At 66.2% G+C, this 11,213-nt stretch carries 10 protein-coding genes; 7 read left to right on the plus strand and 3 right to left on the minus strand.

Translation table 11 applies throughout. The features are described from left to right. The 5 genes from VFG49_RS08170 to VFG49_RS08190 form a co-directional block, all read left to right on the plus strand. Window positions 1–2,049: putative baseplate assembly protein (locus VFG49_RS08170; RefSeq protein ID WP_324859294.1), on the plus strand; the 2,049-nt coding region annotated here is incomplete at its 5' end. Then, window positions 2,046–4,295, plus strand: a complete 2,250-nt coding sequence (locus VFG49_RS08175) for a hypothetical protein (RefSeq protein WP_324859296.1) — start codon at window positions 2,046–2,048, stop codon at window positions 4,293–4,295. The genes VFG49_RS08170 and VFG49_RS08175, both read left to right, overlap by 4 nt. Window positions 4,296–4,305: 10 nt before the next feature. Then, window positions 4,306–5,925 carry a DUF6519 domain-containing protein gene (locus VFG49_RS08180; protein WP_324859298.1) on the plus strand — a complete coding sequence of 540 codons (1,620 nt, stop codon included), beginning with the start codon at window positions 4,306–4,308 and terminating at the stop codon, window positions 5,923–5,925. An 88-nt stretch (window positions 5,926–6,013) separates the two neighbouring features. After that, on the plus strand, window positions 6,014–6,574 hold the full coding sequence (locus VFG49_RS08185) for a hypothetical protein (RefSeq protein WP_324859300.1): 561 nt from the start codon (window positions 6,014–6,016) through the stop codon (window positions 6,572–6,574). An 86-nt stretch (window positions 6,575–6,660) separates the two neighbouring features. Continuing rightward, window positions 6,661–7,044 (plus strand): hypothetical protein, encoded by a 384-nt coding sequence (locus VFG49_RS08190; RefSeq protein WP_324859302.1) that lies wholly within the window; start codon window positions 6,661–6,663, stop codon window positions 7,042–7,044. A gap of 83 nt (window positions 7,045–7,127) precedes the next feature. On the opposite strand, the gene VFG49_RS08195 is transcribed toward VFG49_RS08190, so the two are convergent. Both VFG49_RS08195 and VFG49_RS08200 read right to left on the minus strand, forming a co-directional pair. Then, complete coding sequence (locus VFG49_RS08195; RefSeq protein ID WP_414649084.1) at window positions 7,128–8,174, minus strand: DUF5694 domain-containing protein; 1,047 nt, start codon at window positions 8,172–8,174, stop codon at window positions 7,128–7,130. A 131-nt stretch (window positions 8,175–8,305) separates the two neighbouring features. Further along, window positions 8,306–9,337 (minus strand): DNA topoisomerase IB, encoded by a 1,032-nt coding sequence (locus VFG49_RS08200; RefSeq protein WP_414649085.1) that lies wholly within the window; start codon window positions 9,335–9,337, stop codon window positions 8,306–8,308. 212 nt (window positions 9,338–9,549) lie between these two features. Here VFG49_RS08200 and VFG49_RS08205 point away from each other — a divergent pair, with 212 nt between their 5' ends. Both VFG49_RS08205 and VFG49_RS08210 read left to right on the plus strand, forming a co-directional pair. Then, window positions 9,550–10,191, plus strand: a complete 642-nt coding sequence (locus VFG49_RS08205; RefSeq protein ID WP_324859308.1) for a UdgX family uracil-DNA binding protein — start codon at window positions 9,550–9,552, stop codon at window positions 10,189–10,191. An 83-nt stretch (window positions 10,192–10,274) separates the two neighbouring features. Then, on the plus strand, window positions 10,275–10,502 hold the full coding sequence (locus VFG49_RS08210; RefSeq protein WP_324859310.1) for a hypothetical protein: 228 nt from the start codon (window positions 10,275–10,277) through the stop codon (window positions 10,500–10,502). A gap of 6 nt (window positions 10,503–10,508) precedes the next feature. Here the strand turns inward: VFG49_RS08210 and VFG49_RS08215 are convergent. Beyond that, a partial coding sequence (locus VFG49_RS08215; RefSeq protein ID WP_414649083.1) for an amylo-alpha-1,6-glucosidase occupies window positions 10,509–11,213 on the minus strand: 705 nt, incomplete at its 5' end.

Genomic DNA, 11,213 nt, shown 5'->3' on the forward strand with positions numbered 1-11,213 from the left:
CCCGCCAACAGTCTGCGCTTGCAGCGCGGTATCGCGACAGCACTGGCACCGGCCAGCGACGCGCGCCCGCAGCTGCTGCTCAACTTCGTCACGCCCTTGATGGATACGTTCTATCGCGCATGGACGGCCATTCCGCACGGCGATCCATCGCCCGATCTTTTGGGCGTATTCGCGCTGCGGGTAAAGGCGCCGCTGTTCGGTTACAACGCGCCGGCGCCCATGACGGTGAACCAGAAGTGGGACGGTTCGCAGTGGGTGTCGAGCATGGTTCCCGGTGCGCTCGACACCAGCCAGGAAGCAGCCAACACCGTCTGGCTCGACAACGCCTACGATGACGTGGATGACGGCAGCTACGCGGTGATCGTGCCGCCGGCCGGGGGATCTGCCTGGCCTCCCATCGTCACGGTGCGCCTGCAGCACGCGACCGTCGCGCCACGCTCCATGTACACCATGAGCGGCAAGAGCACGCGGCTGGACATCGATCCGAACCAGGTCGGCCACACCTGGAGCGTCAGTGACGAGTCCGCGCTGCGTGGCACGCTGGTGCTTGCGCAGAGCGAGCCGCTGACGCTGGCGGCATCGGATATTCCCGACGTGGCCGGCAATGCGCCCACGACCAGCGCCGGCGTGGCGCAGGACAGTGCCACGCGCATGACGCTCGACCAGGCCGTCGACGGGCTCAAGCCCGGGCGGTGGGTGATCGTGCAGGGCCAGCGTGCCGACGTACCCGGCACCGACGCGGTGACTGGGTCAGAGGCGGTGATGTTGCTGGCCGTGGAGCAGGCGGCGTCGAACCTTTCCGGCGACACCATCCACAGCACGCTGGTCTTCGCCGATAACGGTCTGGCCTATACGTACGTGCGCAACAGCGTGTCGGTCTATGCCAACGTCGTGCGCGCCACGCATGGCGAGACGCGTAACGAAGTGCTCGGCAGCGGCAGCGGTGTGGCCATGCCCACGTTCGTTCTCAAGCAGTCGCCGCTTACCTATGTGTCGGCGCCCACGGTGGATGGCGTGCAGAGCACGCTGGTGGTGTCCGTCAACGGCATGCAGTGGCACGAGGTGCGCAACCTCGCGTTTGTCGATGCGTCCAGCCGCAGCTACGCCACGGCCATCGACGACAGCGGCAAAGTCAGCGTGCTGTTCGGCGATGGCGTGCACGGTGCGCGCCTGCCCACCGGCATCGAGAACGTCACGGCGGTCTATCGGCAAGGCATAGGCATGCCGGGCAATGTGCAGGCAGGGCAGGTGAGCCTTGCCGCGACGCGGCCGTTGGGCGTCAAGCAGGTGATCAACCCGCTGCGGGCTTCGGGTGGCGCGGATCCTGAAACGCGAGACCAGGCGCGGGCAAATGTGCCGCTCGCCGTGCTTGCGCTGGACCGCCTCGTGTCGATCACCGACTACGCCGATTTCTCGCGTACCTATGGTGGCGTAGGCAAGGCATCGGCAACCAAGCTTGGCTCGCAGGTGCTGGTGACCATCGCCGGTGCCGATGACGCGCCCATCGACGACACCTCCGACCTCTATCGCAACCTGCTCCAGTCGCTGCAGCTGTATGGCGATCCGGCGCTGCCGGTAAACCTGGTGGTGCGCGAACTGGTGGCGCTGACATTGAGCGCCAAGGTGGGCCTGTTGCCGGACTACGAATGGGAATCGGTGGAGCCGGTGATACGCGCTGCTCTGCTGGCCCGTTTCGGCTTCGAGAGTGCGAACCTCGCAAGCAACGTCTATCTCAGTGGCGTGGTGTCGTGCATCCAGGGTGTGCGCGGCGTGGCCTGGGTCGATGTGGATGCTTTCGGCAGCCTGGATACGGACGAATTGCTGCTCGGCTTTGGCGTTGGCCAGGACGGAGAGGGTGATGGCGATGCAGGTGATGACGGCGCCGTGCTGATGCACGCCGGCACACCAGCCGCCCATACGGATGTGCTGCAACGGATCACCGTGCTCGATGGACGACTGGATGCCAATGGCCAGCTGTTGCCCGCACAGCTTGCCTGCTTCATGTCGAACGTGCCGGACACGCTCTTGCTGCAGGAGGCCACGCCATGAACAGCCAGCCGGATCGTCTCTACGACCTCATGCCCGTGGTCTATCGCATGCGCGATGCGGACCAGGGTTATCCGCTGCGCGATTTCCTGCGCGTGCTGTCCGCACAGGCCGATGTGGTGGAGCAGGACATCACGCGGCTTTACGACAACTGGTTCATCGAAACCTGCGACGACTGGGTTGTTCCCTATATCGGCGACTTGTTGGGATACACGCTGTTGCCTGAGGCGGCTACGCTGGCGGCGAACGGTTGCGGGCAGGCGGGACTGGGCCGCGTGCTTGCCCCGCGTGCGGACGTGGCCAATCTCATCGATGCGCGGCGTCGCAAGGGCACCCTGTCGCTGCTGGAAGACCTCGCGCGCGATGCGTCGGGCTGGCCGGCACGTGCCGTGGAGTTCTATCGCCTGCTGGGCTGGACGCAGCACCTCGATCACCAGCATCCGTGGCGCGGCGGCACGGCGGACCTGCGCCGGCCGGGACGGCTTCAATGCCATGCATGGGAAGACGGCGCGTTCAATCGGCTGGCGCACAGCGTGGACATCCGCCGCATCGACAGCGCGCATCGCCACGGACGCTTCGCGATACCGGATGTCGGGTTGTTCGTGTTCCGGCTGCGCAGTTATCCGGTGACCACCACGCCGGCCTACTGCGTGGAAGAGCAGGGCGCGCAGTGCTACAGCTTCAGTGTGCTCGGGCATGACACGGCGCTGTTCCAGCGCCCCCTGGAGGAACCTGCGCCCACGCATATCGCGGAAGAAGCAAATCTGCCCGTACCGTTGCGGCGCTGGCGTTTTGCCGTGCGCGGACCGGCCGCGGATTACGCCACCGTGTCACCCGCCCTCTATGGCGATGGCAGGAGCGTGCAGATCTATGCACCCGACTGGCCGGCAAAAGGCCAGGGTTCACCCGTGGCCATCGAAGCGCTGATGCCGGCGGACCTCGCCGACTGGAAATACCAGGTGCCGCGCGGACGCCTTGCGGTGGATCCCGAGCTGGGCCGCATGCTGTTTCCCGCCGGCCAGCGTCCCAAGCGCGGCGTTTGGGTGAGTTATCAGTACGGTTTCGCGGCGGACATCGGCGGTGGCGAATACGCGCGCGTGACTCCCGAACTGGAGAACGCCACGCGCTACACCGTCCATGCCGCGCTGCCCGACAGCGATCCGGCCAAGTCCACCTTGCCGGACAATCACTACGCCAGCATCGCTGACGCGCTTGCTGCCTGGGCCAAGGCGAAGGCAGCCACGCCCACGCTGCATGCGCTGATCATCGAGCTTGCGGAAAGTGGCGTGTACGAAGGCAGTATCGACGTGCAACTCGATCCGGGCGAAGCCATCCAGCTGCGCGCTGCGGATCGCACGCGACCGGTGCTGCGATTGCTCGACATGCGCGCGAGCCAGCCGGATGCACTGTCCGTCGGCGGTGGTCCGGGCAGCCGCTTCGTGCTGGATGGCCTGCTGATTTCGGGGCGGGGCATCGAGGTGCATGGGCCGCAGGACGATGGCGACGCGCAGGCCGTACCCGCCGAGGATCTTTGCGAGTTGGTGATACGACACTGCACACTGGTGCCCGGATGGGCACTGCAATGCGATTGCGATCCCAAGCGTCCGGGCGAGCCCAGCGTCACGCTCGATGGCACACGCGCATCGTTGCGCGTGGAACACAGCATTCTCGGTGGCATCAGCGTGGTGTCGCCGGCGCGGCGTGGTGAGCCTCCGTCGATCACCCTGCGTGACAGCGTGCTGGATGCCACGGGCCTGCAACGGCTGGCCGTGTCCTCGCCGGATGAAGTGGTGGCCTATGCCGACGCCAGCTTCGTGCGCTGCACGGTGGTGGGCGAGGTGCAGGTACACAGCGTGCACCTGGCCGAGAACTCCGTATTCGCCAGCCCGCTGCGTGTGTTGCGTCGGCAAGCGGGATGCGTGCGCTTCTGCTACGTGCCGGCGGGATCGCGCACGCCGCAACGCTTCCATTGTCAGCCGGATCTCGCCCTGGCGGCCGCGGCGAGTGCGGACGCGGCACAGACGCGGTTGCGCGTGGTGCCGAGTTTCCGCAGTCGCCGTTATGGATCACCGCACTACATGAGGCTGTCCGATGCCTGCTGCGAGGAAATCCGCAGCGGCGCGTCCGATGAGTCGGCGATGGGTGTGTACCACGACCTGTACGAGCCGCAACGCCAGGCGAATCTCGCGCTGCGGCTCGAAGAATACGTGCCGGCCGGTGCTGCTTCCGGCATTTTCTTTGCGAGTTAGGAGATCGATCATGAAAGGCGACTTTGCCCGTGTCACCTTCGACTCGACGCTGCATTACAGCCAGGTCTACCAGCAACAGGGCCGCGTCACGCTGGAGGCGGACTGGAACGAACAGGCCAGCATCCAGCTCAGCCTGCTTCGCACGCTGGCTATGGATCTGGTGGGCCCGTGCTGGGCTGCCGGCAATGGATTCCTGCTTGCGGCTGCGCCGAAACTGCCCGACTGGTCGCTGACGCCGGGGCATTTCTATGTGGACGGCATCCTGTGCGTCAACGAAAGCGCCTGCACGTTCGGTACGCAACCCTATCTGCCCACGCCCGATACGGTGAGCGGCAACGATGGCTCGACGGGCCAGCCCGCCGGCTTCGTGCTTTACCTCGATGTGTGGGAGCGGCATCTGTGCGCGCTGGAGGCGCCAGGCATCGCTGACGTCGCGCTCAACGGTGTCGACACGGCCTCGCGTGCGCAGGTGATCTGGCAGATGCGCATGCTCGACCTCAACCCCGAACAATCCACGGCATCGCTGGCCAACGTGCGTACCGCGCTGGGCCTGAGGAAGGATCTGGATGCCGCCACGCTCAAGCAGGACCTGGCCAACCTGGATGCACTGGCCAATGCGTTGAATGGGCAAGGCCCGGCGAACACCACGCTTTGCGATGCGCTGCGGCAGCTGGTCGGCGTTCGTGCCACCTACGCGTGGCCTCGCATGCGCGCCCAGCTTGGCCCCGTGGATACCGACAGCGATCCATGTGTGATCGCCGCCGACGCACGCTATCGCGGTTGCGAGAACCAGCTGTACCGCGTGGAGATCCATCGCGGCGGGCTGGGCAGTACGGATGCGGCGCCATCCACCACCAGTTTCAAGTGGTCGCGCGAGAACGGCTCGGTGGTGTTTCCCGCGCTCAGCAGCGTGCTGGGCCGTGCCGACGACGGCAGCGCGATCATGACGGTGACGCTTGGCAGCCTGGGGCACGACCAGCGGCTGGGCCTGGCCATCGGCGACTGGGTGGAACTGGTGGATGACGATTACTCGCTCGCGCAGCTGGCTTACTCGCTGTTGCAGGTGAGGAGCCTGGACAGTACGCGGCGCACCGTGCAGTTGTCGGTGGTTGGCGGCGCGACGCCGTATGCACTGAGCAACGACCCGCGCAAGCATCCGCTGCTGCGGCGCTGGGACCAGCGCGACGACGTGACCGCCGGTGGCGACGTGGTGTTGGTGGAGGGAGATTCCATCACGCTGGAAAACGGCGTGCAGGTGCGCTTCGAGCCCGGCGGCCTATACGCCACCGGCGACTACTGGCTGATTCCTGCGCGCGTCTCGGGTCAGGGCTTGATCGAATGGCCGCAGGTGGGCGGGACGCCCGCGCCGCTTCCCTCGCGGGGCATGCATCACGCGGCGGTGCTCGGCAGCTTTACGGCGGGTGCCGGCTACACCGAGTGCTGCTGCCGTTTCGATTCGCTGTGCACCCTGCTGCGCAACAGCGCGACCCACAAGTTACTGGTCGCTCCGACCGGTGCCGTTGCGAAGCAGGCAGTGGTGGCCAAGGCGGTGCCTGCGGTAAAGAAGGCCGCTCCGGCCGCCAAGAAGGCAGCCTCCGTCGTAAAGAAGGCGACCCGGAAGAAGGGCTAGGAGCCCGAACCCGCGCTGCTCCGCGGACACAAGAAAGGCATAACTGCCATGTAGGCTCGCACCCATCATCACGGATGCGGGGGCCATCATGTTTCGACGTCTGGCGGGCATGCTTTGCTGCCTGGTACTGGGATCGCCGTTGGCGGCCACCGCGGCGCCGGACTGCTCGCTCGGCCACCCTGCAAGATGCGCCACGGTCAATGCCGTGCCTCAGTCGGAACTGGCGGCCGCCGTCACCCGGTTTGTCGGCAGCGAGCGCGTCGACTACTTCCGCGCCGGCCGGCCGGTGGCCGAGCAAGCCATGCGCGGGCTGGGCGGCCCGCCGGACCGGGTGGTGCAGCTTCCTGGCGACCGCTTCCTGTTCTCCGCGTGCCCGCCCCACGATTGCGGCGGCAACGCCGTGGCGTTGATCGTGGCGGGGGATGGACGGGTCCTGGCCCTGGGTTTCTCCAGCTTTCACTGTGGCCGGCAGTGCGATATCGAGCGCCGGCACCTGGACTTCTACGTGCCGCAGTCGGGCGATGCCGCCCAACTGGTCGGATGGCTTACGGAATGGGCGCGCGGTCCGCGGGTTGCCTCCCTGGTTTTCCGGCCCAGTGTTGACGATGGGCTGGAGGGCCGGGTGGCCATTCATCGCGTACCCGGCTAGTACTCATGGACAGGTATCGAAGCTTCGCCGGGCAGGTGACACTCCGCTGGCGGCAGAGCAATATCGGCGGCAACGAAGGGGGTCCCATGTGCAAAGAACCGACCAACGGCATTGCCCAGGCGCTCGGAGTGGCGCGTGCGTTCCGTGAACTGGCGGTCGATGCGGTCGAATCTGGCAGGCTGCCCAGGGAAATGGCGATTTCCATGGCCCGGACAGCGGCCGAGGGCGCCGCCATCGTGCAAGGCGTGCTGGACGATTTTGCCTCCCGCCTGACGCCCCAGGTGCTGGCAAACGCGACACACAGCGTGAGCGAGCTGGAAACGCTCACGGGACTGGCGGACCTCGCTGCTTCGCACGAACTGGAAGGCCGGCAGGCGCTGTCGCTGGCGCGCGCCATGCGGCACACGGCGGATCACGCCGTGACCACGCTCGATCGTACGGAAATGGCCTTGCGTGCCATGGGCGGTTGAGCAACAGGAAGGCCGTTATTCAGGGCTTCAGCGGGCTGCAAAGAAGTGAACGTCCGCACGCGTGAGGCCCCGTTCGCCGCGCGTCACTCCAGCACCTTCTCCACATCCACGATCTCCACGCCCTGCATTTGCCCCAGCAGGCTGTCGAGCCATGGCTTGTGTGAACTGCCCACCAGACTGAGCACGCGCACGCCCGGTGTTTCGCGGAAGGTGGCGCGGATGTTGGAGGCCATGCGCAGGTTGCGCGTTTCCCAGCCGGCGACATAGATCTGTCCGTAGTGCTGCGATGAGGGATCGCCGAGCGTGGCGCCGAAGTCGCTGTCGATATCGGCGCGCAGCGCGTCAGGACGATTGACGTAGCGATACAGCGCCAGCATGTCGCCGTCCTGCCAAAGCTTCGCCCGCTTGGCGCGTACCGAAGCGACGCCGGATGCCGCGCCGTCCCAGGCGTGCTCGATGGCCTGGCCGTAGGTGGCCGCATCGGCCACGTCCACGTTGTCGCCCGTGTGGTCGTCGATGGCATACAGGCGTTGCAGTCCCAGTCGCACCGCGAGGCGCGTGGCGATGAGCAGGGTTTCATCGTTGCCGGTGGCGCGCTTCTGCAGCGAGGCCACCAGTGCGTCGTCCAATCCGTCGCCGGCGCGGCGTTCGGCGTCGGCCAACTGCAGCCACTGCACCTGAGCGGAGTAGGCGTCACCCGCGGCAAGGAACAACGCCGCAAGATGCCTGCGCTGGCCCGGTGTCGGCTGCGCGGGCCAGGTTTTCAGGGTGCTGCGCGCCTGTGCCATGGCGGCCGGCACGTCCAGCCCGGTGGCAGCTTTCGCGGGCGCGGTGTCCTGGCAATAGGTGGCGATGTCCTGTGGATCGTACTCGGTGGGATGGCGAGCCATGAAATCGCAGCCTGCGCCGGAAATCTGCTCGACCGTGATGATCTGCGGCTTGAACGCTTCCAGTCGTGCCAGCGCGGGCTCCAGCGATTCGGGCTTGAATCCTTTCGGTGAGCCGGAGAGATGCACGGTGCCCAGCACGAGTAGTCGTGTGTGCGGGGCGACATCCTTCTTTTCGAGATGCGAGAGATCGACCTGGGCCAGCGCCGGTATCGTCAGCAGGCATGCGAATGGGCACAACAGCCAGCGCTTCATCATGGGTCCACCCCGGAAGTGTGGCCAGGAAGCTAAGTGCCACATCGCTCATGCGGACAGTGCTGGAAGACACCGTGCCGATCGGCGCACATGACGTTGACGGCTGCGGGCGGTGTCGGTCAGCGCCGCCGAAGAAAACGCAGCGTGGCGTGTTCGAGCTGGCGAGGGCGATGGGCGAGTGTCGCGGGAACCGCGCGATGGAGGCTGCCGTCTTCCCATCCTGTGAGCGCCTTGGGGTGGATGTAAGACGCGCGGCACACCGCGGGCGTATTGCGCAGTTGCGCGGCTACGTCGCTGACGACTTCCTTGAGACAGGCCTGCCTGGCGCGTTCGGAGTCGGGGTCGGGAAGCGGCGTGTCCGCCAGCAACCCGATGGCCAGCACGGTGCCTGCCCAGGTGCGGAAATCCTTGGCCGTGAAGTCGCCGCCGCCGGCATCCCGCAGGTAATCGTTGACCATGCCCGAATCGATGGCGTGACGATGGCCATCGTCATCGAGATATTGAAACAGGCGCTGCCCCGGCAGCTGCTGGACACGACGCAGCAAGCGCACCAGGCGCTTGTCGTTCAACGGCACTTCGCTGGGCTTGCCGCTTTTCGCGCGGAAGCACAGGCGCAGACCGCCAGACTCCACTCGCACATGCCGTGAGCGCAGCGTGGTCAGGCCATAGTTGCCGTTGTCTGTGGCGTAGGCTTCGTTGCCGATGCGGATCAGCGTCTGGTCGAGCAGGCGCACCACCAGGGCCACCACCTTTTCTTTCGGCCATCCCGGCAGGGCCAGGTCGGTGCGAACGCGGCGGCGGATGCGTGGCAACGCGGCACCGAAATCACGGATGTGATCGAACTTGCCGCGATCGCGCACGCGGCGCCACCGTGCGTGGTACCGATACTGCTTGCGTCCGCGTGCGTCACGTCCGGTGGCCTGCAGGTGGCCTCTTGCGTTGGCGCAAATCCACACGTCTGCATAGGCGGGTGGGATCGCCAGCAGGCGGATGCGTTCAAGCACGGCATTTTTCGTGACGCGTCGCCCGCGTTCGTCCAGATACACAAAACCGCGCCCGCGCCGACGGCGATGCAGGCCCGGCTGGTCATCGTGCACGTAGACCAGGCCTTCCGCAGCGGCATCTTTTTTCGGCGTGTCGGCCATGTGCACCTGGGGTTCCATATCCCGCGTCTGCGGGAGGAATGGGGTGATGCTTCCATCGCTTTCGTGAATGCGCCGACTGGCTTGTGTGAGCGCAAGGACAAGGCCTGCTGCGGAAGAACTTAATGGACGTCCACGTTGAACACACGGTGCCTACGCCGTGTTGACCTCCCGCGGCAACAATGCGGGCGAGATGCTGGACGCGAGGCAAGTCGCAGGTCGTGAAACCATCGCCATCCGTTTCCCTGCTGTCCAAGCCGGTCGATGACGTGCCGGACGGCTCCCTGCGCGAGCTGCGTGCACAAGCCGCGCACTGCCGGGCCTGCCCCTTGTGGAAAGGTGCGACGCAGACGGTCTTTGGCGAAGGGCCAGCTAGGGCGCGCATGGTCCTGGTGGGCGAGCAGCCGGGTGCGCAGGAGGATCTCGCGGGAAGGCCCTTCGTGGGCCCCGCCGGCAAGTTGCTCGATCGCGCATTGGAGGAGGCGGGCCTGGATCGCGACGAGGTCTACCTCACCAACGTGGTGAAGCACTTCAAGTACGAGGAGCGCGGCAAGGTGCGCCTGCACAAGCGGGCCAGCGCGATGGAGCAGGCCCGATGCCGGCGGTGGCTGGCGGCGGAACTCGATCGCCTGACGCCACGCTGCATGGTGGGGCTCGGCTTGATGGCGGCGCAGACCTTGTTCGGCAATGATTTTCGCATCATCACCTGTCGCGGCATCGTGCGAACGCTCGACGATGGCGTGGTGGGCCTTGGCACGTGGCATCCCTCGGCGGTGCTGCGCATGCGCTCTACCGATGACCGCGAGCGCGCCTACGGCCAGCTGGTCACCGATCTTCGGGCCTGCGTGAAGCTCTTGGCCTGATGTCGCGCGATGCACGCATCGCCCGACGGGTCGATTGCGAAATTCCCACATCGCCGTGATGAATCCGTAGCTACGCTCCGCGCATGAAACCTACGCGCATGCGGCTGGAACGCAGCCTGTCCGAGCTCGACATCGAAGTGAGTGCCTTGTTGCAGGCGCATCCCGACGGCACGGAATTCTGGCCGCGTTTTGCGCTGCTGGCCGATGAGATCATGCAACTGGGCGATCCAGCGGACCTGGAGTGGCTGACCGGACGCATCGGCGCGATGCTCTCCACGCACGGACTGGCGGGCGCCTATCCGGCGCTGTAGCGAACGTCAGAGTTCCACCCGGACAGGCACGCCGGCCGAGCCGCCATTGCGGAATGCCACGACCCGTCCACCGATGCGTTCAAAACCCAGGTTGATCCGCTTGCCACCTACGTCCAGTGCATGGACGGTGAGCCGGTCGATGCCTTCGGGCAGGCGTGGGCTGCGTACGTGCACCACGCCCCGCTTGCCATCGATGGTGACGCCCAGGCAGGCCTGCATCAGCATGAACATCGACCCCGCCGCCCAGGCCTGCGGCATGCAGGCTACCGGATAGGCCACCGGCGGCTCGCCCGTGCGCTTGGGAAAGCCGCAGAACAGTTCCGGCAGGCGCATGCCGAAATACGTCGCCGCCTGGAAAGTCTCGCTGACCAGCTTCACCACATCATCGCGCTCGCCGTAATGCGCCATGCCGGCCGCACTCATGGCCACGTCGTGCGGCCATACCGAGCCGTCGTGGTAGGACATGGGATTGAAGCGGGCCTGCTCGTGGGCCAGCGTGCGCACGCCCCAGCCGCCATCGAACGCGGCCGAACGCAGCTGGCGTATCACATGGTGCGCGCGCTTCCTGCGCGGCAGTCCGGTGTAGAGGAGATGCCCGACGTTGGAGGTGCGCACGCGGCACAGTTGGTCGTCGCCATCGCGGGCGATCGCGTAGTTGCACATGCCATCGTCCCAGAACAGTTCCTCCACGGTGCGCCGAAGTGCGGTGGC

Source organism: Dyella sp. (assembly GCF_035685885.1).
Taxonomy (GTDB): Bacteria; Pseudomonadota; Gammaproteobacteria; order Xanthomonadales; family Rhodanobacteraceae; genus Dyella.